This window comes from uncultured Virgibacillus sp. (assembly GCF_947495635.1).
GTDB classification, from domain to species: domain Bacteria; phylum Bacillota; class Bacilli; order Bacillales; family Amphibacillaceae; genus Virgibacillus; species Virgibacillus salarius.
Map to the genome: position 1 here is coordinate 12,827 of NZ_CANMAB010000035.1, position 22,610 is coordinate 35,436.

General features: G+C 39.1%; 21 protein-coding genes. All 21 read right to left on the reverse strand.

Annotated features, from left to right (window positions below):
• Window positions 1-151 precede the first annotated feature (151 nt).
• On the reverse strand, window positions 152-2,047 hold the full coding sequence (locus Q1A47_RS09725; RefSeq protein WP_166529903.1) for a PrkA family serine protein kinase: 1,896 nt from the start codon (window positions 2,045-2,047) through the stop codon (window positions 152-154).
• Between the two features lie 421 nt (window positions 2,048-2,468).
• On the reverse strand, window positions 2,469-3,326 hold the full coding sequence (locus Q1A47_RS09730; RefSeq protein WP_166529902.1) for an ABC transporter permease subunit: 858 nt from the start codon (window positions 3,324-3,326) through the stop codon (window positions 2,469-2,471).
• Window positions 3,326-4,111, reverse strand: coding sequence for a phosphonate ABC transporter, permease protein PhnE (gene phnE, locus Q1A47_RS09735; RefSeq protein WP_166529901.1), 786 nt, complete (start codon window positions 4,109-4,111; stop codon window positions 3,326-3,328). The genes Q1A47_RS09730 and phnE overlap by 1 nt, the downstream gene beginning before the upstream one ends.
• A gap of 13 nt (window positions 4,112-4,124) precedes the next feature.
• The gene (phnC, locus tag Q1A47_RS09740) at window positions 4,125-4,889 is read right to left on the reverse strand and encodes a phosphonate ABC transporter ATP-binding protein (RefSeq protein ID WP_166529900.1); all 765 of its coding nucleotides are present in this window, start codon (window positions 4,887-4,889) and stop codon (window positions 4,125-4,127) included.
• Between the two features lie 85 nt (window positions 4,890-4,974).
• A complete protein-coding gene (locus tag Q1A47_RS09745) occupies window positions 4,975-6,012 on the reverse strand; it encodes a PhnD/SsuA/transferrin family substrate-binding protein (protein WP_166529899.1) in 1,038 nt (345 codons plus the stop codon).
• 165 nt (window positions 6,013-6,177) lie between these two features.
• Window positions 6,178-6,996 (reverse strand): PHP domain-containing protein, encoded by an 819-nt coding sequence (locus Q1A47_RS09750; protein ID WP_166529898.1) that lies wholly within the window; start codon window positions 6,994-6,996, stop codon window positions 6,178-6,180.
• Window positions 6,986-7,708, reverse strand: a complete 723-nt coding sequence (phnL, locus tag Q1A47_RS09755) for a phosphonate C-P lyase system protein PhnL (protein WP_166529897.1) — start codon at window positions 7,706-7,708, stop codon at window positions 6,986-6,988. The genes Q1A47_RS09750 and phnL overlap by 11 nt, the downstream gene beginning before the upstream one ends.
• A gap of 28 nt (window positions 7,709-7,736) precedes the next feature.
• Window positions 7,737-8,918, reverse strand: coding sequence for a phosphonate metabolism protein PhnM (gene phnM, locus Q1A47_RS09760; protein WP_166529896.1), 1,182 nt, complete (start codon window positions 8,916-8,918; stop codon window positions 7,737-7,739).
• A 14-nt stretch (window positions 8,919-8,932) separates the two neighbouring features.
• Window positions 8,933-9,772 (reverse strand): ATP-binding cassette domain-containing protein, encoded by an 840-nt coding sequence (locus Q1A47_RS09765; RefSeq protein WP_166529895.1) that lies wholly within the window; start codon window positions 9,770-9,772, stop codon window positions 8,933-8,935.
• Window positions 9,765-10,631, reverse strand: a complete 867-nt coding sequence (locus Q1A47_RS09770) for an alpha-D-ribose 1-methylphosphonate 5-phosphate C-P-lyase PhnJ (protein WP_121604092.1) — start codon at window positions 10,629-10,631, stop codon at window positions 9,765-9,767. Before Q1A47_RS09770 ends, Q1A47_RS09765 begins: the two co-directional genes overlap by 8 nt.
• On the reverse strand, window positions 10,631-11,737 hold the full coding sequence (locus Q1A47_RS09775; RefSeq protein WP_026681884.1) for a carbon-phosphorus lyase complex subunit PhnI: 1,107 nt from the start codon (window positions 11,735-11,737) through the stop codon (window positions 10,631-10,633). Before Q1A47_RS09775 ends, Q1A47_RS09770 begins: the two co-directional genes overlap by 1 nt.
• Window positions 11,738-12,334, reverse strand: a complete 597-nt coding sequence (gene phnH / locus Q1A47_RS09780; RefSeq protein WP_026681885.1) for a phosphonate C-P lyase system protein PhnH — start codon at window positions 12,332-12,334, stop codon at window positions 11,738-11,740.
• Between the two features lie 187 nt (window positions 12,335-12,521).
• Window positions 12,522-12,944 (reverse strand): phosphonate C-P lyase system protein PhnG, encoded by a 423-nt coding sequence (gene phnG, locus Q1A47_RS09785; RefSeq protein ID WP_026681886.1) that lies wholly within the window; start codon window positions 12,942-12,944, stop codon window positions 12,522-12,524.
• Between the two features lie 266 nt (window positions 12,945-13,210).
• On the reverse strand, window positions 13,211-14,626 hold the full coding sequence (locus Q1A47_RS09790) for an MBL fold metallo-hydrolase (RefSeq protein ID WP_166529894.1): 1,416 nt from the start codon (window positions 14,624-14,626) through the stop codon (window positions 13,211-13,213).
• A 95-nt stretch (window positions 14,627-14,721) separates the two neighbouring features.
• Complete coding sequence (locus Q1A47_RS09795) at window positions 14,722-16,044, reverse strand: ABC transporter substrate-binding protein (RefSeq protein ID WP_026681888.1); 1,323 nt, start codon at window positions 16,042-16,044, stop codon at window positions 14,722-14,724.
• A gap of 156 nt (window positions 16,045-16,200) precedes the next feature.
• The gene (locus tag Q1A47_RS09800; RefSeq protein ID WP_026681889.1) at window positions 16,201-17,028 is read right to left on the reverse strand and encodes a carbohydrate ABC transporter permease; all 828 of its coding nucleotides are present in this window, start codon (window positions 17,026-17,028) and stop codon (window positions 16,201-16,203) included.
• An 18-nt stretch (window positions 17,029-17,046) separates the two neighbouring features.
• Window positions 17,047-17,937: a carbohydrate ABC transporter permease gene (locus Q1A47_RS09805; RefSeq protein ID WP_026681890.1), complete on the reverse strand. Its 891-nt coding sequence runs from the start codon at window positions 17,935-17,937 to the stop codon at window positions 17,047-17,049.
• On the reverse strand, window positions 17,934-19,064 hold the full coding sequence (locus Q1A47_RS09810) for an ABC transporter ATP-binding protein (RefSeq protein WP_166529893.1): 1,131 nt from the start codon (window positions 19,062-19,064) through the stop codon (window positions 17,934-17,936). The genes Q1A47_RS09805 and Q1A47_RS09810 overlap by 4 nt, the downstream gene beginning before the upstream one ends.
• Before the next feature lie 392 nt (window positions 19,065-19,456).
• Complete coding sequence (locus Q1A47_RS09815; RefSeq protein WP_026681891.1) at window positions 19,457-19,855, reverse strand: polyketide cyclase; 399 nt, start codon at window positions 19,853-19,855, stop codon at window positions 19,457-19,459.
• A 312-nt stretch (window positions 19,856-20,167) separates the two neighbouring features.
• Complete coding sequence (locus tag Q1A47_RS09820; RefSeq protein ID WP_318279724.1) at window positions 20,168-20,878, reverse strand: GntR family transcriptional regulator; 711 nt, start codon at window positions 20,876-20,878, stop codon at window positions 20,168-20,170.
• A gap of 33 nt (window positions 20,879-20,911) precedes the next feature.
• A complete protein-coding gene (locus Q1A47_RS09825; protein WP_121604100.1) occupies window positions 20,912-22,078 on the reverse strand; it encodes a TraB/GumN family protein in 1,167 nt (388 codons plus the stop codon).
• Window positions 22,079-22,610: the final 532 nt, after the last annotated feature.

Here is a 22,610-nt window from a genome sequence, read left to right on the forward strand (position 1 = left end):
CTTATTTCAGGATCTAAATGAATTGTTCTATTAAAAAACGAAAAGATAATTAATTCAAATTAATTATCTTTTCGTTTTTTGGTTGTTCCTTCATTCTTTTGTTTTCGTCTCTTAATTAGTAAGGTCTATACCTATTTAGGTTGTAGCAACACTATCTATTCAATAAACTGCCAACATAGCGAAGCAGCTCATTTGCAGAAACAGAATTATATCCATATTCATCGACCAATCTGGCAATGACCTCATTAATCTTTTTCAATTGTGACTCGTCTGGTGTTTTTGAAGAGGTTGTTATTTTTACAACATCTTTCAAATCCGCAAACAGCTTTTTCTGAATTGCTTCACGTAAACGTTCATGTGAATTATAGTCAAAGCGTTTTCCTTTCCTAGCAAATGCAGAAATCCGAATAAGAATCTCCTCACGAAACGCTTTCTTTGCATTTTCTGATATACCAATTTGTTCTTCAATCGACCGCATTAGCTTCTCATCCGGATTCATTTCTTCCCCAGTGAGCGGATCACGCAGCTTATTCTTATTACAATATGCCTCTACATTATCCAAATAATTATCCATTAATGTCTTGGCTGACTCCTCATAGGAATACACAAACGCCTTCTGTACTTCTTTCTTGGCGATCTCGTCATACTCTTTCCTGGCAATGGAAATATAATTCATATATGTTTCTTTATCTTCTTGAGATATAGAAGCATGCTGGCTTAATCCTTCCTTTAGGGAACGTAAAACATCAAGAGCATTGATTGCTGGTACCTCTTTACGAATGATTGCCGAAGAAATACGATTAATCACATAACGTGGATCAATCCCATTCATCCCCTCTACTGGAGATTCCTTCTTCAATTGCTCTACATCCATCTGATTAAAGCCTTCAACACTCTCCCCGTCATACAGCCGCATCTTTTTTACGATATCGACTCCTTGTTTATTAGAATCCTCCAAGCGAGTCAGAATAGAGAAGATAGCCGCTACTTTTAAAGCATGTGGAGCAATATGCACATGTGCCATATCACTTTCCTTAATCATCTTTTTATAGATTCTTTCTTCCTGCGTAACTTGCAGATTATACGGTATTGGCATCACAATAATTCTAGAATGCAATGCTTCGTTCTTTTTATTTGAAATAAATGAGCGGTACTCTGCTTCATTCGTATGCGCAACAATTAATTCATCTGCACTAATTAACGCAAACCTGCCCGCTTTAAAATTTCCCTCCTGTGTAAGTGATAGTAAATGCCATAAGAACTTCTCATCACACTTCAACATTTCTTGAAATTCCATCATTCCTCGATTGGCCTTATTTAATTCCCCGTCGAACCGATAGGCACGAGGATCTGATTCGGAACCATATTCGGCAATTGTGGAAAAATCAATACTACCAGTTAGATCAGCTATATCCTGTGATTTCGGATCAGACGGACTAAACGTACCAATCCCTACCCGTTTATCTTCAGAAAGAAAAATGCGTTCCACACGTACGTCTTCAATCTTTCCATCATATTCCTTCTCTAATCGCATCGTGTTTAGCGGAGATAAACTGCCCTCAATACGTATCCCATACTCCTCTGCAAATTCTTCCCTTAAATGATGTGGTATTAAATGCAGTGGATCTTCATGCATAGGGCAACCTTTAATGGCATAGACAGCTCCTTCATCGGTTCGAGAATAGCTTTCTAAGCCACGCTTTAACATAGTAACGATAGTCGATTTCCCACCACTTACAGGCCCCATTAATAATAAAATACGCTTACGTACATCTAGACGTTTAGCTGCAGGATGAAAATACTCTTCTACCAATCTTTCAATCGCTTCTTCAAGCCCGAAAATCTCTTCACCAAAAAAATCATACATCTTCTTACCGTCTTTTTCAGTTAAACCAGAGCACTTAATCATATTATAAATCCGTGAATGAGCAGTTTGAGCCACCTCTGGCCTTTCTTTAATGATCTCCAGATATTCCGCGAACGTCCCTTCCCACTGTAGCTTCTGCTCTTCTTCACGATAACTTTTCACCTTGTTTAATATATTCATTAGATCCCTCCATCAAGGTCGCGGTTTAATTACACTATATGCGTATGTCTACTTGATGATTCCGGTTATCTTTAACAAAGACACCGCGTATAGCTAATACGCATTTGTTCAACGCTTTTATCCAAGTCATACAAAAAGAAAGTCAGATGGATCATTGAACAAAAGCGCAAACGCCCGAATAGAAACGTAGCGTTTAGAGCGAGTCAACGGAGATAAGGAAATCACGGTGAGCTTACGAGCCGAAATGACTTAGATTAGGGCGATTCGTGAAGTCGCCCCGTTTCTGGGCGCTGGTGATGGACGCGGTTCAACACGCCCCTATTTATCCACTTGGGCATTTCCTAGGCTAAAACAAAAAAAGCTCGGCAGTCATTCCCATTTTGGAAGACCGCCAAGCTTGATGATGCTACATTAAAATTATTTAGTGACGTACAGAAGCAGGAAAATATCTTTTTTTCAGCCGCGTCGATAATACTTCTAAAATAATGGCTATGAGAAGAATAGCATACGTAATAAATCCAACCTCACTCAAGTCAAAATAAAAACCGGAGGCCATAAATAACTCAAACCCAATACCACCTGCACCAGCAGCAGCTCCCATCGCTACAGCAACTGAAAAGTTAATCTCAAAACGTAAAAACGTCCATGATAATAAATATGTAAATGTGGAAGGAAGCACACCATGCATTACTACATGCCACCAATTCGACCCGGTAGCTCGCAATGCTTCCAGTATTCCTTTATCTACTTCTTCAAATGCTTCGGAAAAAGCTTTTACAAGATAAGCAATGGAATGAAAGAGCATACCAAGGACCGCAGCTTCACTACCTAATCCTGCTGCAATTGCAAAAATCAAGACCCAGAGAACGGTGGGCACTGCTCGAATAAAGGCAACGATAATCCGAACAATTTTAGCAATCCACTCTTTGGACAGATTTGTAGCCGCCATCAACGAAAGAAAGAGAGCAATAACTGCTCCAAGCACGGTTGAAAGAACTGCTAACCCAAGTGTAATCCCTATTTGATAAAGTGCTTCTCCCCAACTAAAGTGATTTAAGGCAGGCTCTAGAAACATTACTTTCAAATTATATGCCGTCTCTGTAATGGCAGTAGTTAGATGCAGACCCGTATAATCAAAGAATAGAAAGCCTACAATCGTCAATAGAATAAATAAAATTATTGTCCAGCGCATTACTCGCTCTGACTTACTACCAGATTTAAGAGAAATACTGCCATCTTTTTTTCGCTTCATATACGTTGGCTTTGTTATAGTTTCCATTACAAAATCACCTTCCGTATATAATTTGAGATTAGTTCAATGATGATCACTGCGATGACAATACTAAATGTCACAAGCGCTACCGCATTGTAGTTCATCGACTTATAATACATATCAAAGGTATAGCCTATTCCCGTACCAGTTAGAATACCTACCAGTGTTGCACTTCTAATATTGGTTTCGATCATGAATAGAATCCAGCTAATCATCTGAGGCAAGCATTGTGGAATGACCGCTTTATTGACAATATGAAAATACGTCGCTCCAGTAGCCGTCAATGCTTCAACAGAGCTTTGACTAGCTTCATCAATGGATTCGATAAAAGCTCGAGTTAAGAAACCGACCGTCCCGACAAACAAAGCTAAATAACCCGTTACCGAATTTTGTCCAAATGACAGAAGCAAAATCAGCGCCCATGCAACAACGGGGATATTTCTTGAAACAGATGCAATGAATCGAGCCACTACACTTAATATTCCGTTCAAGCTTGTTGTTTTAGATCCCATTAATCCTAAAAATATCGATATAACTGCAGCTGTTGTGGTTGCTGCAATAGACATGAATACGGTCTCGTTTAGCTTTTCTAGAATGGTTGGCAGTCGTTCCAATGACTCTTGTGTAATTAACAAATTGGAGATGATCCAGCCGATAGCGGCAGGAAAAGCGGCTAAGCCATCCACAAAATTAAAGTTAGTTATGACAGCTGAAAGATACGTGACAGCTATAATAATTAATAGAAACAAAGTAGATTGCCATTTTCGTTTTTGCATCACTTTTTGATTCACAGTCGATTTCTCCTCACACCGTAATTAATTCTCTTGTTTGTGTTCCATAAATACGATTAATTCGATCATCTGTTAATTGGTGATTGGAACCGTCGAATACAACTTTCCCTTGATTTAGACCAATAATGCGATCCGAATATTGTTGAGCTACTTCCACTTGATGCAAATTCACCATACAGGTAATACCCAGCTCGGACGTAATTGATTTCAGATGGTCCATAATAACCTTGGAAGCATTCGGATCAAGTGAAGCTATTGGTTCATCACATAGTACAAGCTTTGGATCTTGAATAAGCGCGCGGGCGATTCCCACTCGTTGCTGCTGCCCTCCACTTAGTTGGTCACAGCGCTTATAAGCATGCTCTTCAATGCCTAGCTTTTGCAGAAGATAAAAGGCACGCTTTTTTTCTTGTTCCGTGAATCTACCTAAGAACCCCTGCAATGTTGTTTTATATCCAAAGCGACCGTGAAGGACATTTTCAATTACGGTTAAACGAGGTACTAAATTATAATGTTGAAATACCATCCCAATATTTGTCCGTAGTCGTCGTAACTGTTTCTTTCCAAGAGTTCCCACATTAGCACCATCGAATAGGACATTTCCTTCACTAATTGTCACCATCCGATTGATACATCGAAGCAATGTTGATTTTCCAGCTCCTGAAGGACCAATGATGGATACAAACTCACCAGCTTCTATATCAAAATTCACATTCTCTAATACCTTTGTTTCTGTATCGTACGATTTCCCAAGACCAACTACTTGCAACAATGACATGATAGCTTCTCCCTTCTATTTGTAAAATGAAGAGTATGCCCAGAAAAAGGTGCATACTCTTTCAACCATCATCTATCCACCAATTTTACTTCGAAATTTCACGTATTGGATCAAACCAAGCATCCTCTACTGGCGCGAATCGTTCCTTATCGGATTTGAAGAATAATGCGGAGTCTTCCGAATCCTCTGGTACAAAAATTCCTTGGTTATTCGCAACTTCATCTGAGGTTAGAACCTCTTGTAATTTTTTATAATCTTCTTCACCTAACGTATCCATATTTGCAGCAAAGGGCGCATTTAATACTGGGGTTACACTCATTAGTGTAAATTCGCTACCTGTTACCTTATTAAATGGTTCTGCAGCATCGTCCTTCACGCGATAAACAGAACCTACTGTATTTTCTTCACCTTCCGCAACCTCCACGTAATTTTCTACACATGTATCACAAAATGCAGCAACATCTGCATTACCCGATAATAAATTCACCGCAGATCCCTGATGAGAATTCCCAAACAATACTTGAGAGAACAGTGGACCAGCTTCCATTAGATCTTCTTCCGTTAAATCTGCATATTCATCCTGTTCAGTGAAATGTGCTAATATACTTGAAGAAGGTACTTTAAATCCTGAGGTAGAACTGTTTGATACAAAGGAAAACTTTTTGTCAGCAATGGTATCAAGTGAAAATTCTCCATCCTTTTTGTAATTCTCCTGATCATCAATGTTTACCGCTAACCAGCTATGGTATACCGCATCATCTAATGTTCCTGATGGGCCTGTAGGAACAACTAAAGGTTGAATAGCGTCATTACTTTTATTGGCCTCAATGTATCCCTGTGCCCCCATGAAGGCAACATCTGCATTATTATTCACCAAAGTCTCAATAGCAATGGCATAATCTGTCGTTAAGTGATGCTCTACTTCTTTTCCGGTTGCGTCTGCAATTACCTTACCAATTTCATCACGAGATGATTTCAAATCCTCACCAGATTCATTTGGATACCAAACAATATCAATCACATCATCAACTTCAGCCTCTCCGTTGGCATTACCTGTCGAGCAACCAACCGCAGCAATAGCTAATAAAAGCAAAACAGCAATCCTCGTTATTGTTTTTTTCATCCTTAACGCTCCTCATCCATAGATTATCTGACAAGCCAATAGACGAAACAGGGGGATAGCATTCACGATTCTATTGATTTGTCCTATATCATTGAAACATAAATAATCTAAAAATAGTTTATATTTACATTTTTTTAACTATTATTTAAGCTTGTTTACATATCCTTAATAATTAACCGTTCGTTCAATCGGAATCTGAGGACTAACGATAGATCCTATAGTGATTGGAGTACCAAATGCACCGTGATAATCTGTTCCACCTGTCATTATGAGTTGATATGTGTTAGCTAGTTCTTCCACATGTTGATGATCTACTTTCGTATGATCTGGATGATTCCTTTCAATGCCACCCAACCCAACCTCGACTAGTTCAGGAATGATATCATACGAATGAAGTTGGCCGGGATGTGCAACCACTGCAATTCCACCATCTGCTACAATGGCTTTCACCGCATCAAACGCATCCACATACTCAATATCTCCAGAAGCAGGTCCATTACCTTTAAACAGACTTTGATATAGTTGTTGATATGCTTCAGAAGTGTAAGCAGATTTTGTTAAATAATTCATAACATGTTGTTTATAAACTGTTAGACTAGGTAGAGCCGACGAAATAATAGCTTGTTGATCCAATCGATAGCCTACACGCTTTAGTTGCTCGATTTGCCAAAGAGTATGTTTTCTACGCCTTTCTCGTACAGGCCGACAAAGTGCTTCAATATGTTTAGCCTGTTCATGGTAATGATAACCAAGGATATGAACCTTTCGTTTACGCTTAAAATCATATGCTGATATTTCTATTCCAGGAATCACTTTTATCCCTAGTTCGGCACCAAGCACTTGTTTTTCCCCCAGCCCCATCGTACTGTCATGATCCACAAAGCTTACGTAATTGACCCCATGATTAGCTGCTTTTTGTAGAACTTCATAAACAGAATCTGCCCCATCGGAGTATGTACTATGAACATGGAGATCAGCCTTCACATAGAACACCTTCCTCCTGTAGAGGTACAGGACTAGATTTCATATCGTACACCTTATCGCAAAGCCCATCCATAAATTCGATATCATGAAAAATACCGACTAATGTAGTACCATCTGCTTTTAGTTTCTCGATAATCTCACGTACCTTCACTTTTGATTGCTGATCTAAACTTGCAGTAGGTTCATCAAGTAGCAGTAACCTTGGTTTCTTCACTGTTGCGATTGCAATATTTAATCGAAGCTTCTCTCCGCCTGAAAACGTATTGGGATACGTATCCCATAATTTTCGATCCAATTCAAAATGCTTTAATGCTTTCTCAGCCTCAGTCTTGGCAATAGTTACTGGTTCCTCCATTTCTAGTAACGCTTTTTCTATAAGCTGTCTAGATGTTGTACGAGGCATGACATTCAAAAACTGAGATACATAGCCGATTTCATGCTTTCGCAAATACAGCATTTCTCGCTCCGTTACCTTCGCTAAATCAATCTTTCCGAACCGATTTGAATCATATACTATATTTCCAGTATCGGGCAGATAGGTTCGGTAGATACTTTTTAAAATAGTAGATTTGCCGCTCCCACTTTTGCCAACAATCCCTATAAATTCACCTTTATCCAAAGAAAAATGAATGTTCTCCACAGCTTGCATCGTTTTCCCCAGATGATGAATCGTAAATTGCTTACCGAAATTCTTAACCTCTAATAATGCCATCGACTCATTCCTCCTTACTCCTACGTCTTTAATTGGTACGGTAGTTTGTCGTTGTAATTAACGCTCCATTTACCATGGTAGCTGTCAGCATTGGATACCCATCATCCATCCGTTCAATGATGATAATGTCTGCTTTCTTTCCAGCCTTAATAGAGCCGATCTCTCCATCCATGCGTACGGCTTTAGCAGGATTAAGCGTGACTTTCATAAACATCTCGTGTAAATCATTGCTGTACGACTCACTTAATGTAAAGATGGCATGTAATAATGCTGCTGGATAATAGTCACTACAAAGAATATCAATACTGTTTTCAGCAATTGCCTCAGCAGCAGATAGATTGCCAGAATGAGAACCTCCAAGCATTACATTAGGAGCTCCAGCAATTGTCTTTAGCCCTAATTCTCTAGCCTTTTTGGCAATATCAAGGGTTATTGGAAATTCGCTAATTGTGGTTCCAAATGAAGCTACTAAATCCAGCTTCTCCACATTATCGTCATCATGCGAGGCTACAGCTATTCCCTTTGCTAAAGCTATGTCAGCTATTTCTTTTATTTGATCGATCGACAAGCATTTCATATTTTGACGTTCTAAAATAATTGTCTGTACATCATCATCTGATAATGCACGATATCCCTGAAGGGTTTGTCTGTATACCTCTAAATCACGATACTGTCCTTGCCCAGGTGTATGATCCATAAAAGACAATAAATGGACTTTATCACCGTTTATATTTTGAATCAGTCGATCAACTTCTGAAACATTATCAATCTCAAACCGCGCATGCAGTCGATGGCGGATTAAATGAAGCTCATTATGAGTAGCTGCAATAGCATCTACCATGCGCTGCACATTCTCTGGATAACGCATTGGCTTATGTGTAAATACATCCTCACGATAGAAGGAAAGCGAGTGGAACATCGTCGTTATTCCATGACTAATTAGTATTTTTTCGGCCTCACGTAAGCTAATATGGAAATCCATCATACTCGTTGGCCGTGGAGAAGCAATTGTCTCAATATAATCAGAATGAATATCAATAAATCCAGGTGAAATATACCCACCATTTGCGTTTATGTGGTCTGCAGCTTTATATTCATTAATGCTTTCTTCAGGAATAATCGCTTGGATATGATCACCTTCCACAACAACAGCATATCCTTCTAAAATCGTTTCTTCTGTAATCACTTTTCCATTATGAATAATATACACCGTAGCTATCCCTCCTATAATAATGAGTAAACCAATCGTTGCGTGTACGCATGTTGTGGATCTTCCATAATCTGATCTGTTAGCCCTTGTTCAATGATGGCTCCGTTCAGCATGACAATTGTGCGATCTGCCAGCATTCGAATAACTGCTAGATCGTGCGATACAACGATCATACTAATTCCAGATTCTCTTTGAATCCTCTTAATCAAGTCCAATACATTTGCTTGAACGGACAAATCAAGACCTGTTGTAACTTCATCGAGAAATAGAATGGGCGGATTATTCGAAAGTGCTTTTGCAATTTGAACACGCTGCTGCATACCACCGGAAAAATTACGTGGCTCCTCCTTCGCTCGAAACAATGGGATATGGACATTTTCTAACAACTCACTACCCGTCCTCTCCATCGTTGTAACGTTACGATTACCTGCAGCAATTTGTTTTTCTGCAATATTACCTATGGTAGAAAAATTCATTTTTAATCCTTTTACCGGATTTTGATAGACCATTCCGTATTTATGATTACGAATATATCGTTTCTTTTGTGAAGACAGATTAAATACATTCTGCCCTTCCAATTCAACATCATGAATATATGCATCTCCGGAAGTAACTGGCTCATCAAAATATAAGCACTGCATCATCGTAGATTTTCCACTGCCACTTTCTCCTACAATCCCAAGGATTTCACCAGGGAATAATTCCAAGGATATATCCTGGCAAGCATATACCGTCCCACATGTAGAGCAATAATTTCTCTCTAGTTTTCGAGTGGACGTTTCTCTACAATCCTGACAACCACCACCGAATTGTTTATTTAAATTCCGAACGCATAAGATTGGTTGTTCATGCATGAGTGGGTGCAGCCTCCTTTTCCTTCAGTGAATTTAACCGATCGACACAATAGCTTGTATCATTACATTGATAATAGCTCTTACCAGAAGTTTCATCGATTAGCTCATCGAGAAACACATCATCAGCACCGCATAAATAACATGTATGATCGGCAAAGGATTCCACTGTAAAAGGATAATCCTCAAACGCAAGTGAATTTACATCTGTATATGGCGGGACAGCATAAATTTTCTTCTCTCTCCCTGCACCCAGAAGAATAAGAGCTTCAGAATAATGCAATTTCTGATTATCAAACCTCGGAATTGGGCTAGGGGCCATTACATAACGCCCATTCACATAAACCGGATGATCCGCCCCTGTTGCTGTCTTTCCGTACTTCATAATTTGTTCAAACAAAAGCAGCCATGCTCCACTATATTCATCTTCCGCATGTAATCTTTTGGTTATATATTCACTAGCTTCCACTTGTCGAAGTGGTTCTGGAGTTGGTACTTGCAATACAAGTATTTGCTCCTTCGTTAATGGTACTTCCGGGATTCGGTGCCTTGATTGTATAAGTGATGCTGCTTCTGTGTTCTCCGTTAGTGCTACATTGGTTGTTTGTTGCACCAACTTCTTAATGCTAACAGCGTTTACGGATTCATCAGCCCCCTGATCAATTACTTTTACGATATCTGTCTTGCCGATTAAGGATAGGGTAAGTTGAAGTCCTCCTGTCCCCCAGCCTCTTGCTATCGGCATTTCTCTCGAAGCAAAAGGGACTTGATAGCCTGGAATAGCGACTGCTTTTAACGTGGCGCGACGAATCTCCTTTTTAGAACCTTCATCGAAAAAGGCAAAGTGTGTCATTGTTTTCATTACTCTTTCCCCTCCTTTTTCACTTCACGAACACTATCCAGCTTAGACTGAAAGGTCACATAATGTGGTAGCTTCAAATGTGAAATGAAGCCAGTAGACTCAACAGAGTCAATATGTAGCAGTACAAACTCTTCATCATGTGTAGGAAAATTGGATTCAGGATGCTCCAAGCATTGATCTAAAATACTCATTGCAATTGCCTTCGTTTCATTTTGGCCATAGCAAACACCATATCCGATTTCAAATTCCAATTCCGCTTCATTCTTTTGGTTTTTCGTTGATACTGGTACAAACGACTCCACTTCCGAAACTTTAATTTCCCCAATATAATATGGATCTTCATGATTCTGTCCTGTACCATTCGGCTGGTCAACATAGACAGGTAGTGCGCCCACACGTACTTCTCCAACGGTTGGATGTACTTGCCCATATCCCCGTAAAGATGCATATCCCAATGCAGTTACCGCTCCTGTTTGACCACGAGTTAATACTTGCAGCCTTGCACTTCTTGGAGCAGGGAATGGAAGGTTTTCCTTCGTGATATCAACCGGTTTCGTATCATCAGCCTCATAGGTATCAAATAACCCTTCTTTTCTTAGATATTCCACCACTTTAGGGAAATAGCTAACCTTATCCGTAGCTTTTATGTTTGCAAGCTCCCGTTCATAAGCTTTTACCCATTCTTCATTCTGCTTAACACGCTCATCCAATAAAGAAAAATCCAATAATCGATGTGTATAATCTGTGGTTGCTCCTAGCAATTGCCCCCCAGGAATATCTTTAAAGCTTGCAGAGATACGACGCTCAACAAACATTGACTCCGATTCTACGGTTTGACTGTAATATAGTCTAGGCAAGGTTGATCGATGTGCTCGCATAATAAAAACGGCCTCTTCCATACTTCCCTCAGCCTGTTTGATGGATAATGCTGCTAGAAAGGGAGAATACAAGCTACTCTCCGACATAACTTGATCCACTAGGGATCGCATTGTTGCCATTATCGTTTTAACCTCAATAATCTCACTTTCCTTTAAACGCTCATAGGTTAATCGTTTAATCGAAGCCTCAATCGCCTTTGTTCCACCTTTAACTGCTACATACCCCATTTATTCCACCCCCGTAATTTCAACTGTAGTCGTTCTAGGGATACAAACGATATGTGCCTGCGCATCTGTTATAATCAGATCGATGCCTAAGGGGTACTCATTTATTCGTTCCTTACGAGCTTGCCATGCTTTTGTATAAATGCCCGTAAACAGCTTGACCTCATTTTTAATACCGGGTCCCATTAATTTCAATTCAGCCGTATTCGAAAGTTTTGGTGTTTCGATGATCCACGTGCTGGAATTTTGGGGATCAATTAAATCACCTATTTTACACTGATAGATCGCCTGTAAGATGGATAGCTCCGTTGCATCCTGTAAAACGATAATATAATCTGCCTTATCAGCAGGTGCTTGCTTTGCTAAGGTATATTCCGATATTTTTCCGCCAACCTGCTGCTGTTTTTCTGATATAAGATGAAAGGAAACCTCTCCATCTAATAAAGCCATTGCGCTAAGTAAAGTAGCATCATAACATGGTAATTGATAATCCACCTGCTCTGCCTGTTCTCGAAGAATTGAAATGTCACCAGGTCGAGACATACTATACAAGATCTTCCTATATACTTGCTGTAAATCATGCACTTGATCTATAGCCATACAATCTCCCCTAATCCCCTATTTTGAATAAACTGAAACTTCAATCAGTATGGGTTTTGTTTATCCGCCACTGATTGCTACCGGCCAACAACTACTCGTTCCGTACGATAACTCTTTCCCAGGAGTCTGGTATCTTCTAGTCGTTGTGTCTACCTGTACCTTTTGAGACTTCCCTATTAGCTTCAACTCAATTGTCCATCGTTTCAAAGTTTACCTTTGTTTCAAATAGTTCTGCCTGTTTTTTAGCTTTTTTCATCGTTATTTCGGCCTCTGCCTGTAGAAGTAAATCATGCCATTCCTTCGTTTGCGGTAAATTGGCATTGTAAGCAGCATCGATAATGGCAAGCTGTAATGCTAATTCGTCTTCCATTCCCTGGACAACACCAATGCCGACATGCTGATTGATTTCTACTTTTGCTTCTGTTACAAGTACTTCGCCAATATAGAATAAGGAGTTCTTAGCCGACTCTCGCATCTTAACCATCGTTAATCCGTAGTGCGGAGCGACAATTTCCCGATAAGTATAGTTCTGTAAAAGGCCTTCTGCGAGCTGCTTTGCCAATGTTGTATCATCTTGAATAAGAATTTCGGTTCTTCTGCGCCTCTTCATTTCATGCACCCTCCTTTACAAACCCATCGTAACTTGTTGCCAAGTTGCTGTGTTTTAAAATATCGTAAAGAATTTGTAAAGGAATCCTTTATCATGTAAACGAACGAAGACAGATGACCTTTAGTCCATATAACAAAACAGCATACCAAAGGATACTATTTTCACATAAAGTGAAGCTTCAAATTAGATGAGGTCTAACTGCCAGTTAGATGTGGGATAAAACGAGACAAACAAAAAGACCGGAAATACTAATGCTATTCCCGGTCTCAACCGTTAGATTTATAGAGTTCATTATTTTTCAATACATACGTTAACCCATATTCAGGCATTACTAGCCGACCATGGTCTGGAATGAGTCGTTCGGGATGAAAACTATGTAACGGGATCAATGTTTTTGGGTTCAACCTCTCCAATACATACTTTAAATGCTGCGGAATGGCATGCCCTCCAGTACCTGCTAAAAATCTTGGCACACCAAGCATATTCAATAAATTTATCAGATGATGATAAGCCGGATCGTAATCTCCTAAAGGTGTACCGTTAGAGTGAAGATACACTCCTTGACTCACATGTAAATCAAATAGCTCTAACGAATTTTCATAACTCATTTGTAATAAATACGCCGATGGATTTCTGTTAATAACGCTTGCTTCCACTGTTTCATAGCGACTCATTAAATCCTCCTTCCAACCAGGTAATGTCCCTATGATGCTCTCATGCTTCGTATTTGCTGGAAGATATACTGAAAAATTCCTTTTGCCGAGAAATTGTTCAGCTATATATGCTGTTTCTAATTCAAACACAAGCTTTCGCTTAGCTAGATTGGCAACTTCCAGCATTGTTTTTAAACGTTCAATATTGCGGTGATAGATATTAAATAACCCGAGACCGGTTGTCTCCTGTAAGATTTCCATCATATGACCAGCAATACTAGCTTCCTTTACTAAGCTCGTAGGCAATGCTCGATCAGCAATAATTGGCTGTTTCCTTTCTTCGATTCCCCGTAATGTTGTTCCTTCCATGATGAGTACATCAAAGCCTCGGTCCTTCACTTTTTCGATCGCGGTTTCCATCCATTGAGGATTTTTTCCATGAAGACGAAAATCACCGGTGTAAAATACGGCTCCATCTGGTGTCTGCACATGAAAACCACAGGCACCTATGACATCATGATCAACCCGAATTGGCGTAATACAAATCTCGCCAATTTGAAACGTCTCATTATATGTACAAGCACGAAGGCTTGGTTTATGCCCCTTTACGGCTTCCCCTACTACTTCCAATGACCGATACAATTTCAAGGAGTCCTCTGTGAAATAGACAGGAATTTGTGGTGACAGCATACCCACGCCTCCCATATGATCCAAATGTAAATGAGAAACAATCACAGCTGTATGCCTTGCGTCCCGTTCTTCTGGAAGAGGATCAGCTAATCCCTCGAGATCTTCAGCCTGATAGATACCATCTATCGGTGGTATCAATCCGAGTTTCAGGTAATCCTTCACGATCTTGCTTGATCGCTCTTCTATTTTCTCATCCAACATACTGGTATCTGGACTAAAGATTAAACCAAAATCAAAAATTACACGACTCTCTTTGTATTCAATGGATACAATTGTACCGCCAATCGTACGCAGTCCTCCCCAAAAGCGGATTTTTGTGTGATTACATGCTTCTTTCAACCTACTCGCCTACCTTCTTATAATTTCAAGGAGGAGCCTGTTCAGCTCCTACCTTGCCATATACTTTTAATGTTTCCACTTTTTGCTTAAACCTACTAATTTGCTTTATCTACAGCATCCTGTGCCGATTTTTGCAAGTCCTTTAGTCCATCTTCAATTGACTTTTCTTGTAATAATACGGATTGGATCTCCTTATTCAAAGCTTCATTTATACCAGACTTCCCTTTGATATGGGGATCATAGTAGCCAGCATCAAATTGGGAAGCTGCTACTCCATAGGCTGGATTTTCCTCTACATACTTTTTCCATTCATCCGTCTCTAATGCAGACGTACGTACTGGCACATAACCAGTGGATTTTGCCCAAAAAACAGTCTGTTCCGTACTTGTTAGAAACTTCATATACTCCCAAGCAGCAAGCTTTTCTTCGTCGGTTGCAGAATTAAATATAGCTAAATTGGTACCCTGAAAAGCCGTTGCTGCTGCTTTACCTTTAGGTAATGGTGCTACCGACCAGTTGATCTTTCCTTCCGCTTCAGCACCAACAAAGGATATTCCAGCTGATGATCCTACATACATTGCAACGTCTCCCCGACCAAATGGACTCGACATATAACCATCTTCTCCAGCAAGCCTGGCAGTACCTTCTGCAATCATCCCATTTAAAAATTCAAGCGCTGTTTTGGCTTCTGGAGTATTGAAGGTTACTTCATCCACTGTACCATCGATTGTTTTGCCTCCTGCTTGGCGCACATACGTTGGGAAGGATAGCCCTATTGAATTCTCAAAGCCTAATCCAACCACTTGCTTACCGTCTTTATTCGTTGTAAGTGCTTTTGCTGCAGCCTGATAACCTTCCCAAGTTGCTGGTATCTCTAGATTTTTTTCTGTTAGCATGTCTGTATTGTAGTAAAGAACTTCAGTACTCTTATTAAATGGGACACCATACATCTTGTCCTCCCATGTATTCGCTTCACGGAAAACCGAAACAATATCGTTTAATTCATTTTTAGACCAACCATGCTGCTTATGTTCCATATATGGTGTTAGGTCAGTGATTAAATCATTCTCAATGTACTGCGTCATCCAGTCTTCATAAGCCTGTGCCATGACGGGCGCGTTTTCTGCTTTAGCAGAAGCCATTAATTTTTTTGACAAATCATCGTACGATCCTTGGCTAACAAGCTTTACCGTAATATTATCCTGAGACTGATTAAATTCATCTGTCATTGTTTTTAACGTCTCCTCTAGACCACCTGTCATAGCATGCCAAAATTCAATTTCTACTGGACCTGTTAGCTCTTCTGGAACAGAAGCCGTTTCTTTTTTCTTGTCCTCATTTGGTTTCTCAGCATTCCCACATGCTACTAAGCTAATTGCGATTAGACCTACAAGCAAAACGAATAAAAACTTTTTCATATTATACCCTCCATCATTATGTATTTTATATTGTAAAAACGTCACTCTGTAGAGCATTGATTCCTCTAACAGAAGTAAGTTGAACAATTAGCACCTACCTACCCGCCCCTGCTTTAGAACGTAAAGCTCGAGGTTCCATCACACCGATAGTCGAACTTATCCTTTTAAACCAGCCTTTGCTACCCCTTCAATAATGTACTTTTGCAAAATAATATATAAAATGATCATCGGCAGAATAATCATAGTCGAAGCAGCCATTAATAATTCATAGACAGTACCTGTTTCTGTACTGAAAGCAGTCAAGCCTACTGGAAGTGTCCGCATTTCCTCTGAATTAGTCACAATTAATGGCCAAAGGAATGCGTTCCAGCTACCAATTGCTTTTAGTATTACAATGGTTATTAGCGCAGGCTTTGCAAGTGGTACCATGATTGTCCAAAGAAACTTGAAATCACTGCAACCGTCAATTTTGGCAGCATAGGAAAGTTCTTGGGGAATTCCAAGAAAGAACTGACGTAATAAAAAAATCGAAAATATACTTGCAAGCCATGGAACAATTAAAGCTTCATATTGATCAATCCAACCTAGGTTTACCAACGTAACAAAATTTGGTGTCAATAGTACTTCTCCTGGAACCATCATGGTTCCTAGTAGTATGGCAAAAATGATATTTTTCCCATAAAATTGAACTCTCGAAAAAGCATAGGCTGCCAAAATGGTCGTTATTAATTCACCTAGCGTACTTGCAATCAATACAAAAAAACTATTAAAGGCATAGCGCGCAAATGGGGCAACCTCAAAAGCTTTCGAATAATTCTCCCACTGGAAATCTCCAGGAATCCATTGTGGAGGCATAATCATAACTTCATTAGAGGCCTTTAATGAAGTACTAATCATCCAGACGAATGGAAGGAGCATTAATAAAGCACCTAGCGTTAGTAACAGATAAATAAATCCTTTAGACATCGCTTCTTTCTTTACCATTTCTTCGCATCCTCCCTATTAATAATTTACCTTTTTCTTCCCAACATATAGCTGGATGAAGGTAAAGATAAAGATTACCAAAAACAACATATACGCGGCAGCAGAAGCAACGCCAAAGTCCCAATCCCCATAAAATCTATTGAAGATGTAATACACAATGGTTTGAGCACTACCAGCAGGACCTGGCTGCCCGCCAAACAGTGCAAACACTTCATCAAACACCTTGAATGCATTGATAATCGAGATAATAGAAATAAAAAAGGTCGTCGGGGAGATTAGTGGTACTGTAATATTTTTAAATCTCTCCCATTTAGAAGCACCATCTATCTGTGCTGCTAAATAATACTGCTTGTTCACATTTTGCAGTCCTGCTAGAAAAATAATAATGTTATAGCCGAGCCCCTTCCAAATTGCAAGAATAATTAATGAAGGCATTGCCCACTGCGGATCTGTTAGCCATTCAATCGCGTCAATTCCAATAAAGCTTAAGAAATAATTCAAAACGCCGTATTCTGTATGGAAAATCCATCGCCAAACAATAGATACTGCAACAACGGAGGTAACAAACGGAACAAAATAAATGGTTCGGAACAATCCTCTGAGACGGATGTTTTGGTTTAGCATCACAGCAATACCTAATGATAATAGAATGGAAATCGGTACTACCCCTATCACATATATCAACGTGTTATACATAGAGCGCCAAAATTCATCATCTTGAAGGATATACTGATAATTGTCGAACCCACGAGCATATACCTCGTCTTTAAAATAGTCGTAATCCGTATAAAAGCTCATGATAAAAGACTTTATAATCGGATATAAGTTAAATACGATAAGCACCGCCAATGCTGGAAGCAGATAGAAAAATGCTTTTATTGTTTTTCTTATAGTAGGACTTTCATTCAAACTACTTCCTCCTCACTATGCTGATGGCTGGTTATAAGCGATTTTCCTGTTAATAGATTCTCTCCATCTGTTTCTCTAAAAATATGAAAGCGATTTGGATGTAATCCGAATTTAACCCGCTGTCCTTGTGTAATGGAGGCATCCAGCGGAACGATTGCTCTTACCTTTCGTTCACCTATAAGGAAACTTACCAAGTTATCCCTACCAATTCGTTCGACTATAAGCACCTTTCCTCCAATACCCTGCTTGTTTTCATCGACTTCTATATATAAATCCTCAGGTCGAATACCAACGAGCAATAATTCATTCAACTTAACTTCCTTTGAAACTGGGTATGGAAGTTGAATAACTTCTCCCGTTTCCGTGAGCTGAACGGTATACCTATCTCCACTGAGAGTTGCTGGTAAAAGATTAATAGGTGGATTCCCGAGAAATTGTGCGACAAATTCGTTTTTAGGATGATCATAAATATCTTGTGGCCCACTAAACTGTTGAAATCTGCCATTCTTCATCAAGAGAATTTTATCTGAAATGCTTAACGCCTCTTCCTGATCATGTGTCACAAAAATGGTCGTAATACCTGTGGCTTGTTGAATACGTTTAATCTCTTCACGCATTTCCAACCTTAGTCGAGCATCTAAATTAGATAATGGCTCGTCCAACAAGAGTAACTTCGGTTTTTTTACAAGTGCACGAGCGATGGCAACGCGCTGCTGCTGTCCTCCTGACAATTGGCCAGGCTTTCGATCTAATAAGTGATCTATATGTACGAGCGACGCCATATCACGAGCTTTTTCCATAGCAATCTTCTTTGGCACCTTTTCCATTTTTAGAGGAAACATAATATTTTTAAGCACCGTCATATGTGGGTATAGTGCATAATTTTGAAAAACCATACCAATTTCTCTTTTTTCTGGTGGGATGTTATTGACGAGCTGATCACCAAAAAATAATTGGCCAGAAGTAGGCTGGTATAATCCAGCCAACATGAACAAGGTAGTACTTTTTCCACATCCACTTGGTCCTAGCAAAGAAACTAGGCTACCTTCCTCCATCGTTACATTAAGCTTGTCTACAGCAATTACATCATCAAATTTCATGGAAATATTCTTTAAGATTATTTTCATATGGAGCCCTCCTAAATTAGCCATAACTTATTATCTGAATATTACATATAATTTAAAAATAAAAACCTTAGGTAGTAAATTTATTTCAAATAAGTTATATTTAAATGTTAAGGTGTTTTATTACAATCACATTATCTACGAGCTATACATAAAAAACAAGACGTATCGCTGTTAATTTACACTAAATTTACAATATTTTAAATTTTTACTATTTAATCCCGGCATGTTTCGTATATACAATTTCACACATCAAAAAAACAGCTATCTTCACAGAAGAAGGTTTAGCTGGTTTTTATTTTTAAAGATATCTTTGCTAAATTCTATTTAAGATTACCGAATTATAGGAGACCGAATTGATGAAAAGAGCGTTTGGTATACACATTTTCAGGAGTTTAAAACACCCCATTCTCATTAGGGGAATCCTCTGGAATGGGTTGACCCACATCCCACAATTCAACAATCTTGTCATCCTGGAAACGGAAAATATGAACAACAACACCTCCAAGGTCATCCTTGTTTTGTTTGACAAGTGAATGAACCGCAACGAATTCGCTATCTCCAATAATACGTTTGGCCTCAAATAGCTTGTCAGGATTCTCTGCTGCATTTTCCTCCATTGCTAACATAAGTGAATGAGCATCACCACGAAAATAAGGGGGGTGATGGCAAAAGCCTGGACCGACGTGACTACTATACGCTTTCCTGACTTTCCCTGATGCTACGAGTCGTAAAAACGAAACTGCTTTCTCTTTCATCGAAAGCGTACCTTTACTTTCCTGTTTTTCATCCATTTTCACCATCCTATCGTATGTGTAAGACGACATATTTTAAAAATCCCGAACCTTCAATCAGTAGGGGTTTTGTTTATTACCCTCTGATTGTTAGTACCACAAGGGTATGACCTAGAGGTCTTTGCTTTGAACCAATCAGACATTTACTGGCAGGCGATCTCCCATTTCATTAGTAATTGAAAGTGGGGGTCTTACTGCCAGTAATAGATGGGATAAAAATACCTCTTTAGATATTGGTTTATCTAAAGAGGTAAAGTAAAACGAATCTAGTTTTTTATTGGCTATCCTATAAATAAGGAGTGTTACTAGTTCCTATTGCATCGTAATATCGTATTTAAATTTATCACTCCGGTAGAGTATTTTCGTATACTCGAGGACATCCCCTGTCTCTACATCCAAGCAGTCACTTTCCACGATAATAAGTGGTACCATACTGCTACAAGATAATAATTGCTGCTCAGAAAAAGTAGGGAACGTAATACTAAGCAATGTTTGATTACTCGTAAATTGTGTATAGCCTAATTCTCGATAATAAGAAAACATCGACTTAATCTTAGGGCCATCTTCAGCAATTTGCGGGAACTTCAACTCGTTTACAAATGATTGGTGAATGGCAATTGGTTCATCATCAATCAAGCGAAGTCTACCTATTTGATAAACGGTATTTCGGTTGGTTGCCTTTAGTATCTTGAATATTTTCTCTTCATAATCGATTTTCTTACAAAACGCATTCTTTGTTGTTAGATTGTAGCCAGCTTGCCTCATTTTATCTGTAAAGCTTACCTTCCCCGTTAAATGTAGCTGAATGGGAATAGGTGCCTCCTTTAAAAAACGTCCTTTCCCATGCACAGAGTATATATAACCACGTTCTTCTAGTACCATAAGAGCTTTTCTGGCAGTAATTCGTGGTACACGATAGGCAGTTGCTAGCTGGTTTTCTGAGGGGAGCTTTTCTCCTGGCTCCATTGCTTTTTTAATCATTTTCTCCATCAAATCATCGATAATACGTGCTTCCTTATCCACTGTGATCCCAAACTCCTTTTCAGCATTAAGCTGTTATAGGTTCTCTAGAAACACACGGATGACATCTACACCACCGATAAAAGTCCCGAGTGAGCTTCCTAAATTAGCAAGAACCACAATCAATAATACTCTTGTCACTTTATTCCTCCAAAAGCCCTTAACGGTGAATACATCCTCCGAAAGTGTTTCAAAATCCCGCACATGTGGCCTGCGAATATAGGCCTGAACAAAGCCGGCAAACCAACCAGCTGCTAACAATGGATTTAATGAAGTAAGAGGAGCGACCAAAAATGCAGTAAGAATTGTTAACGGGTGACCAAATGCTATTAAAGCTCCAATTGCGGACAAGCTTCCATTCCAAATCACCCAGCTCAGCGTTTGTTCCCACCCAGCTGCTGGATTCGCAAAAAACGTATAAGCAATGATAGCGAGAATAAGCACAGGGATAGACCAACCAATAATCTTGGGAATCTTCGACTTTGGTGGAATTTCTGCTAGTTTTTGCAAATTGTGCTCCCGCTTAATCTCTTCTTTAATTCCTGGGACATGAGCTGCGCCGAGTACAGCAACGACCTTATTACCCGGGGCATCTTTAATTTTTTGCGCTAAATATTGATCCCTTTCATCGATTAACGGCTCTTTTAACTTAGGAAATGTATCGGTAAACTCCTGCAAAATGGTATTTATAGTATCTTGTGTCTTCATTTTTTCTAACTCTTCTTCGGAAATACTCTCCCTACTGAAGATACTAGCTATCACTTGCGTTAATAATATTGCTTTTCCCTTTAATCCAATATTATGCCATATTCGCGAAAAGGTAATCTGGATATTTCGATCTGCTAACACAAGTTTTGCATCATTCTCCTCTGCAGACTTAATGCCTTGAATCATTTCTTGACCTGGATTAATACCAAACTGTTTCGCCATTCGTTTTTGAAAAGAAGATATCGCAAGATTCATTAATAATAAGGTTGCCTTCTTTTCTTTAATTACCTTAAATATATCCATTTCCCGCCAGCTATTACCATCTTGAACCGATTGGAAGCGCTGCTCATCTAATTCTACACAGACAGCATCTGGTTTTTCTGCTTCAATCACATTCTTTACCTGTTCAGCACTATGCTTAGAAACATGGGCAGTTCCAATTAAGATATATTCTTTATTTCCTATATGTATCCGCGTTATATTCTCTTCCGTCATGAATTACCTTCCTTTTTACTAGACAATTAAGTAAAGCTTTGTACTGTAATTATACTTTAAATACAAATAATTTTATATTATAAAATAAAACTTCTCTGAAAAAAGGGTTCTGCTTTAGAGATCGCTGATGTTCACATTTAGAACATATGAGATCAGCGCTTTCTGTACACACCTAACCTAGTAACTGCACTCATATGTGTTACTCTTCTCATTATCTGCAATCACTACTTTAGCGCCTTCTATAACCAGACCCACCTGATTTTGTAAACGTCTGATTCTCATTATTTACTAACCTATCTAATGTAATTAATATTATTTATCATTACATACATATCCAATAAAGTGAAACTTCAATCAGTGGGGGTATTGTTATTCCCCACTGATTGTTAGTACCACAAGGGGATGATTAAAGGCCTTTGAACCAATCGAACAATTACTGACAGATATATGTGGGATAAGAAAAACCGGGCAAAAACCAGCCCGGTCCTTTCCTGTTTGCCATAGCTAGAGCACATCCGATAGTTTGTATTCG